Annotated in this window: 15 protein-coding genes; all 15 read left to right on the top strand. The window is 48.5% G+C overall.

Going from position 1 to position 21,595, the window contains the following annotated elements:
* The first annotated feature begins 80 nt into the window (after positions 1–80).
* The 15 genes from ACE3K2_RS22810 to ACE3K2_RS22880 all read left to right on the top strand — a co-directional run bounded on the left by ACE3K2_RS22810 (position 81) and on the right by ACE3K2_RS22880 (position 21,591).
* A complete protein-coding gene (locus tag ACE3K2_RS22810; RefSeq protein ID WP_421895398.1) occupies positions 81–1,037 on the top strand; it encodes a ring-cleaving dioxygenase in 957 nt (318 codons plus the stop codon).
* A 39-nt stretch (positions 1,038–1,076) separates the two neighbouring features.
* Positions 1,077–2,165 (top strand): low temperature requirement protein A, encoded by a 1,089-nt coding sequence (locus ACE3K2_RS22815; RefSeq protein ID WP_421895401.1) that lies wholly within the window; start codon positions 1,077–1,079, stop codon positions 2,163–2,165.
* 493 nt (positions 2,166–2,658) lie between these two features.
* Positions 2,659–5,442 (top strand): glycoside hydrolase family 3 C-terminal domain-containing protein, encoded by a 2,784-nt coding sequence (locus ACE3K2_RS22820; protein ID WP_421895404.1) that lies wholly within the window; start codon positions 2,659–2,661, stop codon positions 5,440–5,442.
* Between the two features lie 143 nt (positions 5,443–5,585).
* The gene (locus ACE3K2_RS22825) at positions 5,586–5,777 is read left to right on the top strand and encodes a hypothetical protein (protein WP_062837718.1); all 192 of its coding nucleotides are present in this window, start codon (positions 5,586–5,588) and stop codon (positions 5,775–5,777) included.
* A gap of 215 nt (positions 5,778–5,992) precedes the next feature.
* Complete coding sequence (locus ACE3K2_RS22830) at positions 5,993–7,033, top strand: sialidase family protein (protein ID WP_421895407.1); 1,041 nt, start codon at positions 5,993–5,995, stop codon at positions 7,031–7,033.
* 90 nt (positions 7,034–7,123) lie between these two features.
* Positions 7,124–7,906 carry a copper homeostasis protein CutC gene (locus ACE3K2_RS22835; protein ID WP_421895410.1) on the top strand — a complete coding sequence of 261 codons (783 nt, stop codon included), beginning with the start codon at positions 7,124–7,126 and terminating at the stop codon, positions 7,904–7,906.
* Between the two features lie 30 nt (positions 7,907–7,936).
* A complete protein-coding gene (locus ACE3K2_RS22840; RefSeq protein ID WP_421895413.1) occupies positions 7,937–9,418 on the top strand; it encodes an alpha-L-fucosidase in 1,482 nt (493 codons plus the stop codon).
* Entirely contained in the window at positions 9,399–11,180 is a 1,782-nt protein-coding gene (locus ACE3K2_RS22845) for a beta-galactosidase (protein WP_421895416.1), read from the top strand. Before ACE3K2_RS22840 ends, ACE3K2_RS22845 begins: the two co-directional genes overlap by 20 nt.
* Before the next feature lie 105 nt (positions 11,181–11,285).
* Positions 11,286–12,152 carry a sugar phosphate isomerase/epimerase family protein gene (locus ACE3K2_RS22850; protein ID WP_421895419.1) on the top strand — a complete coding sequence of 289 codons (867 nt, stop codon included), beginning with the start codon at positions 11,286–11,288 and terminating at the stop codon, positions 12,150–12,152.
* 253 nt (positions 12,153–12,405) lie between these two features.
* Entirely contained in the window at positions 12,406–13,464 is a 1,059-nt protein-coding gene (locus ACE3K2_RS22855; RefSeq protein ID WP_133387250.1) for a Gfo/Idh/MocA family protein, read from the top strand.
* A gap of 332 nt (positions 13,465–13,796) precedes the next feature.
* Entirely contained in the window at positions 13,797–15,209 is a 1,413-nt protein-coding gene (locus ACE3K2_RS22860) for an alpha-L-fucosidase (RefSeq protein WP_421895423.1), read from the top strand.
* A 314-nt stretch (positions 15,210–15,523) separates the two neighbouring features.
* Positions 15,524–16,501, top strand: a complete 978-nt coding sequence (locus tag ACE3K2_RS22865; protein ID WP_421895426.1) for an ABC transporter permease — start codon at positions 15,524–15,526, stop codon at positions 16,499–16,501.
* Positions 16,502–16,516: 15 nt separating this feature from the next.
* The gene (locus ACE3K2_RS22870) at positions 16,517–17,425 is read left to right on the top strand and encodes a carbohydrate ABC transporter permease (protein WP_339298813.1); all 909 of its coding nucleotides are present in this window, start codon (positions 16,517–16,519) and stop codon (positions 17,423–17,425) included.
* Between the two features lie 129 nt (positions 17,426–17,554).
* A complete protein-coding gene (locus ACE3K2_RS22875) occupies positions 17,555–19,192 on the top strand; it encodes an ABC transporter substrate-binding protein (RefSeq protein WP_421895430.1) in 1,638 nt (545 codons plus the stop codon).
* Positions 19,193–19,371: 179 nt separating this feature from the next.
* Positions 19,372–21,591 carry a helix-turn-helix domain-containing protein gene (locus ACE3K2_RS22880; RefSeq protein ID WP_421895433.1) on the top strand — a complete coding sequence of 740 codons (2,220 nt, stop codon included), beginning with the start codon at positions 19,372–19,374 and terminating at the stop codon, positions 21,589–21,591.
* Positions 21,592–21,595 lie beyond the last annotated feature (4 nt).

Here is a 21,595-nt window from a genome sequence, read left to right on the forward strand (position 1 = left end):
TAAACTATCCCATTTATCAAATGATCTCTAACACCTACCAAATTGAAAAACATGCTTACCAAACCAAGGAGGAATTAATCATGACTATTCAAACAGCAGGTATTCACCATATTACAGCTTTCGCAGGAGATCCACAGGCCAACGTTGATTTTTATGCCGGAGTTCTGGGACTTCGTCTCGTGAAAAAAACAATCAACTTCGATGCACCTGATGTATATCATCTGTACTTTGGAGACGAACATGGAAGCCCGGGTACCATCATTACCTTCTTCCCATCAGCTGGATCACCACGAGGCAAAATTGGCGGAGGTCAGGTCGGCATCACTTCCTATGTCATTCCTCCTGGGTCGATTGGCTTCTGGCAGAATCGGCTGGAACAGTATAACATTGAGGTAACCAAAACAACTCGCTTCAATGAAGAGCTGCTTCAATTCGAAGATAGCGAAGGCCTGCGGCTTGAGCTTGTAGAACGGGAAGAGGGAGCAAACAGCACTTGGGCACACGAAGGAATTCCAACAGATCAAGCGATCAAAGGCTTCGGTGGTGCTGTCCTGTTCAGTGTTAATCCGCAAAGAACGATGGATGCCCTTGAGAAAATCTTAGGATTCGTCAGAGTCAGTGAAAATGAAGAGTATGTGCGTTTCCGGTCAAGCGGGGATATCGGTAATGTTGTAGATGTTCCAGTGACCCGCATGGCTTTGGGGATGGGCGGCGCAGGAACTGTGCACCATATTGCATGGCGCGCCAAAGACGATGAGGAGCATGCACAGTGGAGTGAAGCTGTACGCGATTACGGGTATCAACCGACTCCAGTTCGGGATCGTCAGTACTTTAACGCAATCTACTTCAGAGAAGCGGGTGGCATTCTGTTCGAAATTGCTACAGATCCTCCGGGCTTTGCCAAAGATGAACCTGCTGATTCGCTTGGGCAAAAATTGATGCTGCCAGAGTGGTTCGAGAAATACCGCCCTCAAATCGAGGACAATCTGCAACCGATCGTGGTAAGAACGCTGGTGCCTGCTCCAACTGCGAAATAATAAGAGTTCTATTACTATAAAATAGAGGAGCAACGAAGGATGATGGAGAAAAAGGTTACCTGGCTGGAGCTGTTCTACGATCTGCTCTTTGTAGCAGCAGTCTCCAAAGCGGGTCATGTCTTGTTACATGCCGAACACGGAGTAATTACGTTTGAATACTTAATGAAGTTTGTACTCATTTTCATCCCTGTTTGGTGGGCATGGGTTGGTCAGACCTTGTTTATTAACCGCTATGGTCAAGACATCCTGATCCATAGAATATTCCTCATCCTTCAGCTCCTGTCCGTAATGGTCATGACGGCGAGTCTCTCTACCCATTTTGACCAGTACTACCTGTCCTTCTTCGTAGGTTATATCGGTTCACGGGCGTTTACGGCCATTCAGTATCTGACGGTTCACAAGTCGAAAAGCGAGTATCAGCAGAAAGCAGCCCGGTACTTGGGCATCTGTTTCCTCATTGGAATATTGATCTCATCGGGCTCATTATTCTTCGATTCCTGGCTGCGCTACTTGATTTTGTATGTGGGGATTGCCGTGGATATTGTGCTGCCGCTGATCGGACGTAAAAATCTGGTGAAAGTACCGGTTCAAACCCATCACTTGTTGGAACGTTTCGCGCTCTTTACACTCATCCTGCTGGGTGAATCGGTGGTAAGCATTATCGCTGTGCTGCAAGCCGATCATTGGGATATGAAATCCATCCTGTTTGCCGCTTTTACAGCCATCTTTGTCATTGCGATGTGGTGGCAGTACTTCGATAACGTGGAGAAAAAGGTCAGCAAAGAGATTCAGACTGCCGGGCAAGCGATCATATACGGCCATCTGTTCATCTACATCTCCATGAGTATGATTGCTGCGTCCATTCAGCTGTTATATCAAAATCAACTAAACTATGTGTTCATGATCGGGTTTGTGTTTGGATCCGTGCTGCTGTACTTCCTGTCGACCTCCCTTGTGTTCCATCGGTACAGACTTGCACATCTACGACTCCGGCCACGTCATCTGGCGGTGATGGTAGGGTTGCTTGTGGCATTTGTCCTCGTGGATCTGGTCTACCGGGTTCCGGGTTATGTCATCATGGGTGAAGACATGTTGTTCTTCCTGGTGTATGCGAAACTTACGACGTGATATAGTGATCTAAAATGAAGAAAAGTCACGGACAGCAGGTGTCCGTGGCTTTTTGTTATGCCACTGATCGTGGACAAGCCTTAATAATATAAATTAGGCACAAATCTGTTTAATTTCTGCGATAGAATCTGTTAATATGAGACTAGGTACAAGTGAATCTACCAGATCATAGAATATCTTTTATATAAAATGAGTGTACGTTTTGTTATATAAATTGAACTAAACATTTACACGAAACGGAGAGGACAGAAAAAACCTCAAGAAGCGAAAGCGTTCGCCTAAAAGCTTTCTGAAAGAAAGCTGCATCGGAAGCATTCGCTATCCCCGGATTTTCCCCATATAAGAGGGATTCATAAAATCTGGGGATAACAGCGATCGGAAGGTTATTCTGTCACCGGAGTGTCCAGTGTAAATATTCTTTAGTTCAATTTATATAGTTCATTTTATATATAGCGATTCGTAGGTATGGGGATGACAATCAGGAGGGAAATCATTGAGCACACATCAAATCGGAGTTCCATTGGAAGGGTTTGCAGAGTTTAGTCGTATCGTTGCCGCAGAAGGAGCCGTTTTACTTAGAAATGAAGGGCAAGTGCTTCCGCTTCGCGAAAACGAAAACGTTTCAGTTTTTGGTCGAATTCAAGTCAATTATTATCGCAGTGGCACAGGTTCAGGCGGTAGTGTTCATGTGGCGTACACAACCAATCTGCTGGATGGTCTGCGCAGCAAAAAGAATATTACCGTGAATGAAGAGCTGGCAGCGGTCTATGAGAATTGGATTGAGGAAAATCCATTTGATGATGGCGGAAAAGTATGGGCTGCCGAGCCGTGGAATCAGAAAGAAATGCCTTTGACGGATGAACTGGTTGCACAAGCCAGAAGCAAGTCTAGCAAAGCCATTATTGTAATTGGACGTACAGCAGGAGAAGACCAGGATAATGCGGATGCGCCAGGAAGTTACCAACTGACAGAAGATGAGAAAGCGATGTTGAAGCAAGTCACTTCGCAATTTGAACACACGATCGTTGTGCTGAATGTCTCGAATATCATCGACATGAGCTGGTTAAACGAAACGTATCTACATCCGATCCAAGGCGTAATTTACTCTTGGCATGGCGGTATGGAGGGCGGTAACGCGATTGCTGATGTGCTGGCGGGAGACGTTACACCAAGCGGTAAACTGACAGATACGATTGCATATTCCATTGAAGATTATCCTTCAACCAGCAACTATGGTAATGAGTTCAAGAACCTGTATCAGGAAGATATCTATGTAGGTTATCGATATTTCGAAACGTTTCGACCTGAGCGTGTTCAGTTTGAATTCGGTTACGGCCTGTCTTATACGACGTTTTTGGTCCAGCATGAAGAAGCAAAATCAGTGTCCAAAGACGGCAAAACCTGCATTGAAGTCCGTGTCAATGTGACCAACTCGGGTACAACCTATGCAGGCAAAGAGGTTGTGCAGGTCTATTATGAAGCACCACAAGGCAAACTGGGACAACCGGTGAAGGCATTGGTGGCTTTCGGTAAAACAGGATTGTTGCAGCCGGGCGAGTCTGAACTGCTGACGATCAGCTTCCCAATCCATGACATGGCATCCTATGATGATGCGGGCGTTACAGGTCATGCTTCCGCATATGTTCTGGAAGAAGGCACATATCGACTGCATGTAGGAACCAGTGTGAAACAAGTGCAGCACGTTAGCATCGATGGCCAGGATGGATATGTGATTGAATCCCTTCAATTGGTGGAGCAACTGCAGGAAGCAATGGCGCCAACTGAAGATTTTACACGGATGAAACCAGATGCGCGCAAGGAAGATGGATCTTATGAACTGATTTATACAGAAGTACCGAAACGTAAGATATCCATGGCAAAACGGATTGAAGAGAATCTCCCGCAAACGCTGGAGCAGACGGGCAACCAAGGCTACAAGCTGAGTGACGTTAAGGCTGGCAAAGTGAGCCTGGAAACCTTCATCGCTCAACTGAGTGATCAGGATCTGGCGGCGATTATCCGTGGCGAAGGCATGAGCAGCCCGCTCGTTACTTCGGGAACGGCATCTGCATTTGGTGGTGTCAGCGACAGCTTGTTCAATTACGGTATTCCGGTAGCATGTACGGCAGATGGCCCGTCCGGTATTCGTATGGATAGTGGAGAGAAAGCAACACAGGTATCCATTGGTACGTTGCTTGCCGCGACATGGAACAAGGATCTCGTTGAAGAATTGTATGTGATGGAGGGACAGGAGCTGCTGAGAAATCAGGTAGATACTCTGCTCGGACCTGGACTGAATATCCGCCGGAGCCCGCTCAATGGCCGGAACTTTGAGTACTTCTCTGAAGATCCACTGATCTCGGGTGTATTTGCCGCAGCATGTACGAAAGGGATTATGAAGGGTGGTTCCAATGCTACACTGAAACACTTTGCCTGCAACAACCAGGAGAAACACCGTAGCAAAGTAGATGCCGTTGTCTCCGAACGTGCACTGCGTGAAATTTACCTGAAAGGGTTCGAAATCGCAGTCAAAGAAGGCGGAGCGAACTCCATCATGACCTCCTACAACCCGGTTAATGGACACTGGGCAGCATCTAATTACGACCTGAACACCACAATTCTGCGCGGCGAATGGAATTTCGAGGGGATCGTAATGACCGACTGGTGGGCCATTATGAACGATGTGACCGAAGGGGGAGAGGCTGATCGCAAATACACGAACTGGATGATTCGTGCGCAGAATGATCTCTACATGGTTGTACCGAACTACGGCGCAGAGATCAATGGCTGGGACGACAACACAATTGAATCTTTGGAAAATGGAACATTGACTCGTGGAGAGCTGCAACGCTCGGCAATCAACATCTGCAAGTTCATCATGAACGCACCGGTGTCCGGCAGAAAACACGAGATCGTGGAGAATGTCGCTTCGTTCCAAGCAAATACATCTCTATCGGTTGCACAAGCTCAGGCGTTGGTTGAGAACGCACAGGTGAAACCTGCGGTAGCTGAACCTGTCTACATGAAAGTGGACGAGGCTGGCCATTACCGGATTATCGTACAGATCATGTCCCCAGAGCCGGAACTGGCTCAAAGTGCATGTAACCTGCTCCTGAATGATCAGTTGGTAACTACCATTCAAACGAATGGTACAGAAGGCAAATGGATCAGACAGAAGCTTGTCAAAGTAGATCTTGAAGCAGGACTGTATGAATTGAAACTGGACTTCACGAAACCGGGTCTCCAGATTGATTGGATCGAATTCAAGCAGGTGTAGAAGAGATCCAAACCAGAATATGTTGTTGAATTGGCAAAGGACACTGCTCGCGGTGTCCTTTGTTGTAACGCGGAATAGCTACTGTTATGATAGTGTTAGGGAATTTGAAGTTCTGAACAATGGGGTCAGGGGTGTTGCCAAGAATGAGAAATTATAACTTTTTGAGTCCAATCCTGCTGGTTGTGGTGGCGCTGATTGTGAGAGGTTTGGTGACTAACCTGGGCGTTCTGTTCGGGTTATCACAAGAAGTGGCAAGTAATATTGCCATGATAGCCATGATCATTGCTGCACTGATCATGTTTAATCGAATGACGAAGGCTCGGCGTAAAAAATAGAAAAAGCTCGGATAACCAGAAAGTTATCGGAGACATGAGACACCCTTGGGGTGTCTTTTTTGTATTGACGTTCTGAACCTAACGTTTTAGACTATTGCTAATCGATAATAACATTGTAAATAACAAAAATAACAAAATAAATCAAGCAAATAACAGGATGTCCGTTACACTCTCTATTTGTTAGTCCATTCCGGTTCCGAGAGGAGAATCCACTCATGAAGATCATTGCTGACAAACAATATATCTTTCAGGAAGGTCAGCCTTTTCAGAGCAGTCATGCGTCCACGATTGCTGTCTTGCCAGCGGGTGATCTACTGGTCGCTTGGTTTGCAGGTCAGCATGAGAAGGCGAGTGATGTAGCGATCTGGCTCGCAAGGATGGATCATAGCGGAGCATGGTCTGTTCCACGTAAAGTCGCAGATGAGGAGGGTATAGCTCACTGGAATCCGGTGTTATTTGCACTGGGTGATTCGCTGATGCTCTTTTATAAGGTAGGGCATGAAATTACCGATTGGCACACCCGCATCATTCGCTCAGCAGACGGTGGATGTACGTGGACGACTGCGCGTGAACTGGTGGCAGGAGATATTGGTGGTCGTGGGCCGGTTCGGAACAAACCAATTCAGCTGGAGGATGGAACAATTCTGGCACCTGCATCCATTGAACGATTGGACCCTGATGTATCAGGCAAGCAGATCTGGGAATCATTTGTCGATATCTCAACAGATCACGGGGAGACATGGACGAAGAGTGCGCATGTGCCGATGGACCTGTCTACCTATGTCGGGGCGGAAAATTGGTTTGCCAAGGGGCTGATCCAGCCCACCTTGTGGTCTTCTGGTGGAGTGTGTGTTCACATGTTTTTGCGCAGTACCGAAGGGGTTATTTTTCGGAGTGATTCACAAGATGGTGGTCGCACGTGGTGTGAAGCCTACACTACAGAACTGCCGAACAACAATAGCGGTATTGATGCCATACTCACGGAGCATGGCTTGCTGGCACTTGTCTACAATCCGGTCAGTGGACATGCAACAGAGAGTTCCCGAACCCCGCTGGTGATTGCTTTTTCAACGGATAATGGTCGGACCTGGGGGGATGAATTGGTGCTTGAAAATGAACCAGGGGAATACTCTTATCCGGCAATCGTATCCCAAGGGAAGCATCTATATATCACCTATACGTGGAAAAGGGATCGGATTGCGTTCTGGAAGCTGACCGTTACTCATAACGATGAAAAAGGACCGCAGGAGCGCTGATAATGTGCTTTGTCGGTCCTATATGTCATGGAACATGTAGGGTGTTGGTGCGCTGATGCGCGTATCGATGAGGTGAAGGGAGTTGTGCGTATGAAAGGACAGTTGAACAGACAGCCTGTACTGGAAGTCATTGCTGTGGATGTGGAAGATGCCAAGGCAGCTGAGGAGGGAGGGGCCGATCGAATTGAGCTGGTGTCTGCGATGTCCGAGGGTGGCCTTACCCCCAGTTATGGTGTCATGGAGCAAGTAGTATCCCAAGTCTCCATCCCGGTGTATGTCATGATCCGTCCCCATAGTCGCTCGTTCCGCTATAGCGCAGATGACATCCACGCCATGACCCGGGATGTACGCTTGGCGAGGAAACTTGGAGCGGCTGGCATCGTGATTGGTGCCCTTACAGAAGCTGGTGAAGTGGACCTTCTATCCTTGCAATCCTTTATGGCCGAAGCTCAGGGGTTGGGCGTTACATTTCATCGTGCGATTGATGTGAGCGCAAGCCTGACTGAGGCGCTCAAGGCCATCAACACATGGGGCAACGTGGAGCGTGTGCTTACATCGGGAGGGAGACGGACAGCGCCTGAAGCCATACTGGAACTGAAACAGCTTCAGGAACTGGGGCAAACCTTAAACATCGCTGTCATGGCAGGGGCGGGGGTCACCATAGAGGGGATTCAGAAGCTAGTGAGTCAGACGGGGATCACGGAGATCCATATGGGATCAGGCGTACGCCGTGAAGGAAGCTTCGACCATCCTGCAGATTCGCAGCTTATCGCTCGAGCCAAGCAGCAGTTATTGCTTGCATCACAGCGATTCATGAACAGTAGTGCAATGCGTAGTGGTCCAATCAATAGTGATATTGGTCCAGTGATATAGGAATGCACGAAATAAAAGGAGTGATACGCCATGAATCAAGAACTGCAATCAGCCGAATGGATCAAGTCCGCAGCACAGGTCAGCCCTTCGGAACGCCAGTTAAGATGGCAGGAGATGGAGTTCTATGCGTTTATTCATTTTACGGTAAATACATTCACCGATCGGGAATGGGGCACTGGGGAGGAAGACCCGGCTATCTTCAATCCTTCTGAACTGAGCGCAGCGCAATGGGTGCAGGCGTGCAAGGCCGCCGGGATGAAGGGGCTGATTTTGACGTGTAAGCATCATGATGGATTTTGTTTGTGGCCAAGCCAGTTTACAGCGCATACGGTTGCAGCCAGTCCATGGAGAAACGGTGCGGGGGATTTGGTTCAGGAAGTCGCCAATGCCTGCCGTGAGGGTGGATTGAAGTTTGGCGTGTACCTGTCTCCTTGGGATCGGCATGAATCCACTTATGGAGATTTCGAGAGATATAACCAATTTTTCCTCCATCAGTTACGCGAGCTGCTTACGAATTATGGCGACATCTTCTGTGTATGGTTCGACGGCGCATGCGGAGAAGGGCCAAATGGCAAAAGGCAGGTCTATGACTGGGACGCCTATTATGCGCTTATTCGTGAACTACAGCCCGAAGCGGTCATCTCGGTATGCGGCCCGGATGTTCGCTGGTGTGGCAATGAGGCGGGGCATACGCGGGAATCGGAATGGAGCGTTGTGCCAGCGCATATGCAGGATAATGAGAAGATTCAGGAACAATCACAGCAGGTGGATGATGGTGAGTTTGCCACAAGAATTAATACGCAGGACAGTGATTTGGGAAGTCGAGAGGTCATTTGTTCCCAAGGTGACCAACTGATCTGGTACCCTGCCGAGGTGAATACCTCGATTCGCCCAGGATGGTTCTATCATGCAAGTGAAGATGATCAGGTCAAAACATTGGAAGAACTGCTCGCCGTCTATTATGGTGCAGTGGGGGGCAACGCCACCTTTTTACTTAATCTTCCACCGGATACGCGTGGTCTCATTCACGAACGGGATGTGGAGCGACTACAGGAATTGGGAGCTTCGCTGCGCACCATTTTTCAGGAAAATTTGGCCTTGCAGGCGCTGGTAAAAGCATCGGAGACGATGGATGATCAACATGCCGTATCGGAGGTGCTGACGGAACGACGGGATACATATTGGTGCCCGCATGAAGGAACGGAGCAGGCTTGGATTGAGCTGGACTTGCAGGAGGATCGATCATTTGACCGGGTGGTGCTGATGGAACATATTCAGACAGGCCAACGGATTGAGCGTTTTACACTGGAGTCACAGAAGGCAGATGGTGGTTGGGAAGAATTCTACACGGGGACGGTGGTTGGGTATAAGCGAATTTGCTGTTTTCCTCAGGTCACATTGAGAAGCATGCGAGTAACCATTCATGAATCCAGATGGTACCCTGCGTTGTCCGGGTTAGGCATATATCTGAGTGAGCGGGGAGGGCTGTCAAATGGCGTTGCTAACGTATAAAGGTTCACAATTCATGTATGATGGCGAGCCCCTTCGGATTTTGTCGGGTGCGATTCATTATTTCAGAGTGGTCCCCGAATATTGGGAGGATCGGCTGCTCAAGCTGAAAGCCTGCGGTTTCAATACAGTGGAAACGTATGTGCCGTGGAATGTTCATGAGCCTCAGCGGGGGCAGTATTATTTTGAAAACATGGCGGATCTGGAACGGTTTATTCGCATGGCGGGAGAAGTGGGTCTTCATGTGATTGTTCGCCCAAGTCCTTACATATGTGCCGAGTGGGAGTTTGGCGGATTGCCTTATTGGCTGCTGGCTGATGATGAGATTCGTCTGCGGTGTAATGATGTGAAATTTCTGGCGAATGTGGATCGATATTATGATGTGCTTTTGCCCAAATTAAAACCCCTTCTTAGCACCCATGGCGGGCCGATTATTGCAATGCAGATTGAAAATGAATACGGCAGCTTCGGCAATGATGCGAGTTACCTGCAATATTTACGTGATGGCATGGTGGAGCGCGGTATGGATGTGTTGTTATTTACCTCCGACGGACCGACGGACCCTATGCTGCAAGCGGGATCGGTGCCGGGGCATCTGGCTACGGTCAATTTTGGATCAGGAACGCAGGGGGCGTTCGCCAAGCTGCGTGAATATCAGGCAGAAGAACCACTGATGTGCATGGAATATTGGAACGGCTGGTTCGACCACTGGGGAGAGTTGCATCATACCCGGGAAGCCGCGGATGTGGCTGGGGTGTTTGAGGAGATGCTTCGGGCAGGAGCTTCGGTTAACTTTTATATGTTCCATGGGGGAACGAACTTTGGATTCTATAACGGGGCGAACTGTCAGCAGAAGGATCAATACGAACCAACGATTACAAGTTACGACTATGATTCACTGCTCAGTGAATCCGGGGAGCCGACAGCAAAATTCCACGCGGTGCGTGATCTTATTGCTCGGTATAGCGACAACAGTCTGGGTGAGCTTGTGCTGCCAGAATCGAAGGGGACTATCGCCTATGGGCGCGTGGAGTTGAACCAGCAGGCGGCATTACTGGCGCAGTTGGACCGGATATCCGTCCCGTTACAGCGTACGAATCCGGAACCAATGGAGAAATTGGGTCAGGATTATGGATTTATTTGTTATCAAACCCGGATATCCGGACCCAGGGAGCGACAGGAACTGGTGGTTCAGGAGGTACGTGATCGTGCACTTGTGTTTGTTAATGGGCAATTTCAGGGCGTGCTGGAACGTGGAAATACCGCATTTTCGATTTCCTTTGAAGTCCCTCCGGAGGGTGCAGATCTATTGATCCTTGTGGAAAATATGGGGCGAATTAATTATGGTCCGTACCTGAGAGATCCAAAGGGGATTACGGAGGGAGTGCGACATGGCTTTCAATTTTTATATGATTGGACGATTCATTGTCTGCCCTTAACCGATCTGTCGGGTCTAAAATTTAACGAGCCCTCTTCGGCAGGGGATGAAGAAGGAGAGAGACCGGGGGAAGGGCCAGCCTTTTACCGGGGAAGTTTTCAAGTCATGGGGGTAAGTGATACTTTTCTGCGTCTGGATCACTGGACCAAAGGTGTTGTATTTGTAAACGGATTCAATCTGGGTCGATACTGGAATAAAGGCCCGCAAAAAACGTTGTACGTACCTGCCCCGCTCCTTCGCGAAGGTGAGAATGAAATGATTGTATTTGAACTCCACCAGACGACTGATCTGGCCGTGACGTTTGTGGATACACCGGATTTGGGCTAGGAAAAGGAAAATAGGTGAGCCAAACGATTATTGGCAATTGTGGTGTCAGCCGGAAAAAGGTATACGTTGGGTATGGACGTTGACTACAGGAGAGGATGAGGAAAAATGAAAGTTGGACTCAGTACCTACAGTCTGCAACAAGCATTGGATCGCAAAGAATTAACCGTGCCGGATGCCATTCGCTGGATCGCTGATCAGGGTGGGGAACATGTGGAGATTGTTCCAATGGGATTCAGTCTGATCGATAATCCTAAGCTGATTGATGAGATTAAAGCTGTCGCAAAAAAGGTCGGGATTGATATTTCCAATTATGCCATCGGCGCTAACTTTGCTGTACAGGAAGATGCCGATGCGTTGGAGCAAGAGATCCAGAATGTGATGCGACATGTGGATGTGGCTGCAGCGCTCGGCGTGAAGCTGATGCGTCATGACGTGGCTTTCCGACCTGCGCCAGAAGGAACCGTAGCACAGTTCGAGATGGATCTGCCGATATTGGTGAAGGCTTGTCAGCGGATAGCCGATTATGCAGCCGGTTTTGGAATTACAACCAGCGTGGAGAACCATGGGTACTATGTGCAGTCAAGTGAGCGAATTCATCGTTTGCTGCACGAAACGGCGCGGAGTAACTTCAAGACCACCCTGGATGTCGGTAATTTCCTCTGTGTGGATGAAGATCCGGTGAGTGCGGTGAAAAATAACATTCCGTACGCGTCGATCGTGCACGCCAAAGACTTCTACTGGAGACCTTCCTACCGGAACCCCGGTGAAGGTTGGTTCCAAACCTCGCACGGTAATTACCTGCGCGGAGCCATTGTGGGCCATGGCGATATCGACATGCCTGAGGTATTCCGTGTGTTGAAGCAGTCCGGGTATGACGGATATATCTCGGTTGAATTTGAAGGTATGGAGGATTGCAAAACCGCATCACGCATTGCCATGGATAACGTCCGCCGCCTATGGGATGAGGCATAGGGCTGAGTACTTGTTTTAAATGAATAAAATTGAATCCAATTTTAAAGAAGGCGTGAGTAACAGAGGGGAAGCTTGGAACTGTAGGAGCGTTAGCGACCGCCTTTGTGTACGGATTTCAACCGCTAGAGCGGTCAAATAAAAGAAATTTGCAGACAACAGCGGCCGAAAGTCCAAGCATTCACCGTCGTTACGTTAAGCCGATATTATAATTTCTTGAGTCAATTCATATGAAAACGATGGAGGAATCAGCTCTATGTCCAAATTGAAAGTCGCCGTCATCGGTGCCGGATCCATATCCGATTGCCATTTGCAAGCCTATGCCAGTAATCCTGACGTTGAAATATACGCCATCTGCGACCTGAATGCAGAGCGTGCCGCAGAAGTCGCGAAGCAATATAATGCACCTCATGTGTTTACCGATTACAAGGAATTGCTCGCACTGCCTGAGATCCATTCCGTCAGCATCTGTACATGGAACGACTCCCATGCTGAGATTAGTATTGCTGCCCTGGACGCGGGAAAAAACGTGCTGTGTGAGAAACCACTCTGTCAAACCGTGGAGGATGCCCTTGAAGTAGAGAAGGCCGTTCATCGCAGCGGAAAGCTGCTGCAAGTGGGTTTTGTTCGCCGCTATAGCGACAATGCACAGATTCTGAAGAAGTTTATTGATGAGGGTGAACTGGGCGAGATTTATTATGCCAAAGCCTCCAGTCTACGTCGTTTGGGCAACCCAGGTGGCTGGTTCTCGGATATCAACCGCTCCGGCGGCGGCCCACTGATCGATATCGGGGTGCATGTGATCGACATTTGCTGGTATCTGATGGGCAGACCGAAGGTGAAATCCGTCTCCGCTAACGTATCCAACCGATTGGGAAATCGCTCGAATATTAACAATCTGTCGTTCTACAAAGCAGCCGATTATGACGCGGAGCAGAACACCGTGGAGGATATGGCGAATGCCCTGATTCGTTTCGAGAACGGTGCAAGCTTACTCGTGGATGTCAGTTTCACACTCCATGCCAAAGCGGATGAGACTTCGGTCAAGTTATACGGTGACAAAGGCGGTGCCGAGTTGGAGCCGGAAATTTCGATTATTGGCGAGAAATTCAACACCATTTTGAACATGACCCCACAGGTGGATTTCAAATCATTCGACTTTATGGGCTCGTTCCGCAATGAAATCAACCATTTTATCGATAGTACACAGGGCCGCAAAGAAACACTTAGTCCCGTCGAGGACGGCGTCGAAGTAATGAAAATGCTCTGTGCCATCTATGAATCAGCCCGTCAGGGACGTGAGATCACACTGTAAATGGAGCATTGTAAGGCGTGGGTACTTCACACGTTGATACTTTATTACTACCTCGGCCTTGGCATTAGTGTTGAAGGTTATGAGCACTGCACTCGAAATAACGGAGTTACTACGCCCCATAATAGTTAAACATACCGTTTACGCCAAAACGGAGAGTGCAGAACCAATCTGAAGAAGCGAAGCGCTCGCCTTTATCACCGGATTTCAACAATTATAAAGTGAAATAAAGAAATCCGGGGATAACAGCGATCGAAAGATGGTACTGCACTCGGAGTGGCCAGGCGTAACATGCAAGGTTTATCTTTTATTCTAATCCGAGGAGATGAATCAGGATGAGCGATACCAAAGATACCGTACTGGAGCAGGAAGAGCAGATTGTCGAAGCCGGGGTGCACAATTTTAGCAAAGAGGACGAGTGGATCAAACCGGAAGATCCGTTGCTGAATGAGCGGTTGGAGTGGTTCAAGGACCAGAAGCTGGGGCTGATGATGCACTGGGGGCCGTATTCCCAGCTTGGTCTCGTAGAGTCCTGGGCGCTGAGCGATGAGGATGGCGATTGGTCGCGCGATGACATTGACTGGACGGATGACATGGAAGACTTCAAGCGGGAGTATTTTGATCTCAACAAAACCTTCAATCCGATTCGTTTCCAGCCCGAGGAGTGGGCACAGATGGCGGCAGATAATGGGTTCAAATATTTCCTGTTCACCACCAAGCACCATGACGGTTTCTGCATGTGGGATACCAAGACGACGGATTACCGAATTACGGGAAAGGACACCCCTTTTCATACCCATAAGTACGCGGACATCTGTCGATCGCTATTTGACGCTTTCCGGGCCAAAGGGCTTGGCATCTCAGCGTATTTCTCCAAAGCGGACTGGCATACCCCGTATTACTGGGCACCGGGCATGGAGCGTGGACGTCATATGTGGCGCGGGCCCTCGTATGATCCGCATAAGTATCCGTGGCTGTGGGAGAAATTCGTAGAGTTTACACATGAACAGATCATGGAGCTGCTGACGAATTACGGGCGGATCGAGTGTCTGTGGCTGGATGCCGGCTGGGTGCGCGAAGGTCGACATGGTCAGGATATCAGGCTGGGGGAAGTTGTGGAACGAGCACGCCAGACCACACAGCCGTGGCTCCTGTCCGCAGATCGCACAGTAGGTGGGCCGTATGAGAATATTGTTACCCCTGAGCAGACCATACCGGAACATCCGATGAACATTCCATGGGAGAGCTGTATTACCGTGGGGAATTCCTTTGCCTTCGGATTCGATGACCAATATAAATCGGGAAGACAGCTGGCACATATTCTGCTCGAAGTCGTGTCCAAGGGTGGGAACCTGGCGCTGAATGTAGGACCACAACCCGATGGGCGTCTGCCAAAAGGGGCAATTCGAGGCATTAAAGGCCTCGGTGAATGGCTGGGTTCTCACGGAGAAGGGGTCTATGGAACCCGGATCTGCGGGCCCTATTTTACGAAAGATTGGGCCTTTACGCAGAAGGAAGAGATCAATACCGTATATGCCTTCCGGTTATACCGAAACGAGAATGAGACCGTACAACCACAGTTGGTCATTCCTTATCTGGAAAAGGTAGAGCGTATCGAACTCATCGGTAGCGATGACGTACTTTCGTATCAGCAGACGGAAGACGGACTTCTCGTGGAACTACCACAATCCGCCGCAACCAGTGCGGCGCCGATTACACACACGTTCAGATTGATCACAAGCGCATAGAAATCCATGTCAATTCCGGGGGAGATATCACAGCCTCCGGATTTTTTTAAATCCTACATAAGGAACATAATTTTCACCAGAAACGGCTCGTAATCGCTTGTCAGGCAAGGGTTTATAGAATAAAGAGAAGTCGGAGAAAATTGCAAATTGATAAAAGTTTACCATGCGATGTACTATCAAATCAAGAAAGCGCTACCTGATATGAATGTTTACATCATTTGTGTTAAACAAGGAAACACGTACAGAAAAAAAGATGTTTAAGGGATGTAAATGTAATGTATTATTACACTTGAGGTGTAGAAGGAGTGACGCAAATGAGTCGAGCCACGGAAAGCATACCCGCCAAGTTGGAACTCCAGCAGAGGAAACATGTGGAGCCCAAGCGGCAGCATCCATTCATCAGAAGCCTCAAGAAGCACTGGGAGCTCTACCTGCTCGTGCTGCCCCCGGTGTTGTATCTGTTGATCTTCAAGTACATTCCTATGGTGGGTGTACAGATCGCCTTCAAGGACTTCAGTGTGGTCAAAGGAATCTGGGGAAGCCCTTGGGTTGGCTTCAAACACTTTGAAGCCTTCTTCCAGTCTCCGAACTTCTGGCTGTTAATCAAAAACACGATAGGCATCAGCTTTTATTCCTTAATAGCAGGTTTCCCGATTCCGATCCTGCTGGCCCTGGCGCTGAATGAGATTCGAACGGGTTACTTCAAGAAGACCGTGCAGATGGTCACTTACGCTCCGCATTTTATCTCCACCGTTGTTATGGTATCCATTATCATTCTGATGCTCTCCCCGCATGTGGGCGTGGTAGACAAGCTGTTCACACTGCTCGGCTTCCCAATGACCAACTTCATGGGCATTCCGGAATACTTCAAATCGATATACGTCTGGTCAGGTGTCTGGCAGGGCATGGGGTATTCATCGATTATATATATTGCAGCTCTTGCTGGTGTTGACCCATCCCTGTATGAGGCAGCGAAGATGGACGGCGCCTCAAGACTTCGAAAAATCTGGCACATTGACCTTCCAACCCTCGTTCCAGTCACCGTTATCATGCTAATTCTGAGTCTGGGAAGCATTATGGGCGTGGGCTTCGAGAAAATATACCTGATGCAGAATCCGCTCAATACAAGCGCTTCGGAGGTCATCTCCACGTATGTGTACAAGGTGGGTCTGATCGGTGCGAATTTCAGCTTCTCCTCGGCAGTAGGGTTATTCAACTCCATTATCAACCTGATCCTGCTGGTTATCGTGAACGGCATATCGCGCAAAGTATCCCAGAACAGCTTGTGGTAAAGGAGGAGCTTATCCATGTTTAACCTGATTAATCGTAACCGGATCAAGGACCCGCTCGGTGACCGCATTTTTATGACATTTAACTATATCTTTTTGTTTGCCATATTGCTAACGGTGTTTTATCCGCTCTTGTATATCATCAGTTCTTCGTTCAGCTCTTCACGAGCCGTCACATCCGGTCAGGTGTGGTTGTTCCCGGTCGACTTTAACATCAAGGCCTACATCTCCATTTTCAAAAGCCAACAGCTTATGCTCGGTTTTTATAACACGATCATCTACACCGTGGTGGGCACGTTCATTAACGTGGCACTGACCGTCATGCTGGCGTATCCCTTATCACGCAAATCGTTCTACGGACGAGGAGCCATTATCATTTTCATGATGATCACCATGTTCTTTGATGGCGGTCTGATTCCCACCTACCTTCTGATGAAGGATCTACACCTGCTGGATACACGTTGGGCGATGTGGTTGCCCGGGGCGCTCGCGGTGTTCCAGGTCATCGTGGCAAGGACCTTCTTCCAATCTTCCATCCCCGAAGAGCTTGGAGAGGCCGCAGAAATGGATGGCTGCCGGGATATTCGGTATCTGGTCAGCGTGGTTCTTCCTTTATCGAAGCCCATTCTGGCGGTCATGACACTCATGTATGCCGTAGGTCACTGGAATGCGTACTTTGATGCACTGATCTACCTGCGTTCCGAGAAGTTATTCCCTTTGCAATACGTGCTTCGCAATCTGCTGATCCTGAACGCTGCCGACCCGGCGATGCTCGCCAATACCAGCCAGCAGATGCGGGATCAAGGGTTTGAGCAGGTGTTGAAATATGCCCTGATTGTTGTCGCAAGTATTCCAATTCTGATTATGTATCCATTCGTACAGAAGCATTTTGTCAAAGGGGTCATGGTGGGTTCCCTCAAAGGTTAAACCTTGTGGATTAAGCCCGGTTGCCTCTTGAGAGGAGGTGGAAGGAACACGCCGGCTTCCGGGGTCGATTTTATATACGTGCAGTACAACTCAATAATTTGCCGTTATGAACAAAAAGGAGGAGTCAGATTGAGAAAATCTTGGATTTCGATGTTGTTTCTGGTCTTTGCTTCGATGGCTTTGTTGTCCGCATGCAGTTCATCCGAGGAATCGGGTGGAAGTAGCGACAGTAGCGGGGAGAGCGGCGGTCCTGTAACCATGACCTTCTTTGCTCCGCAAGGCAAAGCGTCCATGGAAGAGAATGAATTCACCAAATTTATCGAAGACAAGTTCGACGTTACCCTGAAATGGGATCTGGCCCCAACGGACGCCCTGCAGGATCGCAGACAATTGCTGCTGGCCAGTGGTGATTATCCCGAAGTATTTCTTCACGGCAAGTTCACCACCTCAGACCTTCAAACCTATGGAAAACAAGGCGTGTTCCTTCCGCTACAAGATCTGATTAAGGAGTATGGTCCGAACCTGACCAAGATTATGGAAGAGAAGCCATACTTCAAAGAAGCCATCACGGCACCGGATGGCAACATCTATGCTTTGCCAATCTTCAATGAATGTTACCACTGTACGTATGCACAGAAATACTGGATCAACACAGAGTGGCTCGATAATCTGGGTCTGAAAATGCCAACAACAACAGATGAACTGTATACCGTTCTGAAGGCGTTTAAGACACAAGATCCAAACGGTAACGGGAAAGCGGATGAGATACCACTTACGGGCGCACCGAACAAGTATGTATGGAATGGCAACATTGATGCCTACCTGATGAACAGTTTTATCTACAATGACAACGACAAATACCTGATCGTGAACGATGGCAAGGTGAGTTTTGCCGCCAATCAGGAAGGCTGGAAGAAAGGGCTCGAATACATGAACAAGCTGTATGCAGATGGCTTGATTGATCCGGCTTCCTTTACCCAGAATGATCAGGCCATCGGACAACTGGGCAACAAGGAAGGTGATGAAGTGGTCGGCTCCATTACAACCGCGCTTGTCAGTTATCTCGTGAATACCTATGACAAAGACATCACCCGTCACCAGCACTGGGAGATCGTTCCTCCATTGAAAGGGCCGGATGGGGTGCAGACGACAGGCGCCACACAGAGCGTCGGTGAGTTCGAGTTCGCCATCACGAACAAAGCGACAGAAGCACAGCAGATTGCCGCCATCAAAATCGTAGATTACATGTTTAGTGAAGAAGGAGCGCTATACGCGGAGTATGGACCAACCGAAGGCAAGGGCTGGAAGAAGGCAGATGCTGATGAGAAAAACATCAATGGCGAGCCGGCCAAATACAGCTACTACAACCTGCCTGAGCGTGATCCAAACGTCGTGGTGAATGAGAGCTGGTCACAGATTGGAGCACATGACTTGTCCAACACGTTCCGTAATCTGTTTGCCGAAGGACAGGATCCATTGGAAGCAGAGGGTTACGGCACACGTCTGGCTCAAGCAACCAATGTGTATGAACCTTATGCACCGAAAGAGCTGTACCCTGCGAACGTATTTATTCGTCCGGAGGATACGGAATCAGCTGCACAACTGACTACCGCTATCAAGGATTATGTGCAGACAAATATGGCACAGTTCATTATCGGTAGCAAGAGCATTGATAAGGAATGGGATTCATATGTCAAAGGCTTCGATGGTCTTGGGCTGAGTAATTACCTTGAGATTTACCAGCGTGCCATTGAGAAGAATCAATAATTGTTGAAGGATTCAATATAGAGACTGTCCCGTCTGTCACCCGTGACCGGGACAGTCTTCTCCTATGACAACCCCACGTCATCCGATATAATGTACTGAATAATTAAGGGAAATTAGCGATCAGCACAATAGGATTGTCGTCATTCAGCATGAACAGTAATGGTGGGGGGATCTCGGAGATGAATAACAATTGGTTTAGACGTTTGCTGTTATCGTATCTGCCTGTTTTCTTTATTGTGACGACCATTTTATTCTTTATTTTTTTCCAGGTGTTTAATGAACAGAACCGTAGAGAAGCGCTCAAGGCCAATGAATTCCTGGCCTCCCAGGTCACGCAATATTTGGATAACTCCCTGCGATCCATTGACTTCAAGGTACTGCGAGAGATTTTGACCAACCCTAACTTGAAGAATTATTTCTCGGTATCTGGCAGCGATGATGTGTATGCCGGCATTCAGGCGGTCCAGGTGGTTGATGAATTGAAAATAGAATATCCGCTGATTGATTCGATTTATCTCGTTCGATACGGAGATGGTACCGTCTTTAGTAACGGAAAGGCGGTCCCAATTGAAGAGTTCCCGGATGCAGACTTTATTGCAGATAGCCGGTCAAGGGATGAACAGAAGTGGGTAGGGGCGCGAGCGTTCCGGGCTTTTCCTTCGCAACCGACGGAGCAGGTGATCACGATTGTGCGAAGTGTAGGGAACGGCAAAGGGCTTGTAGTCACAAACGTGGACCTAAGTACCTTGAGGAAATCTATCATGCAGATGTATGATCCGGAATTTACGTTTGTGAACATCTTCAACCGTTCAGGCGGCAATCTGTGGGATAGCAGTATGCCAGAAGGGGTTACAGCTTCTGCTAAAACTACGTCGGGAGAAGTCTTCTCTGAATTTACGTCGAGTTATAGCGGTTGGAAGGTGCAGACAGGTCTCAATAATGGCAAAATCGTCAAATGGGCGCTGCAATTTTATAATATCTGGTTTGCCTTTGCTGCAGTGGTTGTGTTGATTGGTGTGGTGTGGGTGATCTATGTGACCCGCAGAAACTACAAGCCGATTCAACAGATTGTCACTTTGATTCAGACGGTCTCTTCGCAGAAGCAATCGGGGCTGAACTATGGTAAAGAGAATGAGTTTCGATTCATCCATACCACGCTGGAACGCATGATTGATCAGACGAGGCAGTATCAGGAGGAGCATGAAGAGAATCTGATTTTGCAGAAAAAAATGTTCTTTCAGGAGTTGCTGGAAGGTACACGAGACTTCACGAGCACTGAGCTGACAGCGGAGATGAAGAAGTTCAAATTGCCTGAGTTGGAGCATCGTTGGGCCATTATGGTAATCGAGATGGATCGGTATGATGCATTTGTGACGGAGTATCATGACCAGGACCAATCCCTCCTGAAATTCGTGTTATCCAGCATTCTGCAGGAGAGTGCACGTCATGAAGGTACGGAAGTATGGGCTGAGTGGGTCTCTGATCAGCGACTGTATGCCATCCTCTGGATTCCGGACATGGAACAGGCCAAGGAGACGGAGCATCGATTGCTCGATGGTTATCTGGACAGAATCGATCAGTATCTGAACTTCACCGTGACCATCGGTGTTGGTCGGGTCGCTGTTGATATTCGGGGGCTGAGAGCTTCATTGAAAGAAGCTGTGCACGCGCTGGAGTACAAGGCTGTACTGGGGATGAATCGCATCATTCCGTGTAGTGATGTGCCGAATTCGACCAATGATGTGTATGAGTTCCTGAAGACCATCTCACTGCTGGTACAAGCGATGCGCTTATCGGACGATGTGTGGGAAAAGCATTTTGAAAGACTGTTTGAACAAATCAGGGAGTCCGTCCTGTCCCGTCAGGAGATTATGAATACGATCCAATTGTTATTTCAACATTACAACCGGGAATTCGCCGAACTTCCACGGGAGTATCAGGATTCGTGGGCTGCGATATTCACCCCGCTTCTGCCAAGGCTGGAGGGCTGGGAGACGTTAGACGATCTGCGTGAACTATGCTGGGAAGGGTTCCGGGAACTGGCGCTGCAGATGCAGACGCTGCATTGTTCCCGAAAACACCGATCACATATTCTGGAGATTCGCAAATACATCGAAGAGCATTACAACAATCCCGATCTCTCGCTGAACTACCTAAGTGATCTATTCGATATTAATCCGAAGTATCTGAGCAAGCTTTTCAAGGATGAGATTGGGGAGAAGTTCGTGGATCTGCTCATTAGTCATCGCATCGAAAAAGCCAAATTGCTCATGCAGGAGACGGATAAGGCCATTCAGGAGATCAGCGAGGAAGTGGGATACACGAACTATAATTCCTTCAACCGGGCTTTCAAGAACGTGGTGGGTATGGCACCAAGTGACTACCGGAAAGCCATGTGACGCA

This window comes from Paenibacillus sp. (assembly GCF_048976745.1).
Lineage (GTDB): Bacteria > Bacillota > Bacilli > Paenibacillales > Paenibacillaceae > Paenibacillus.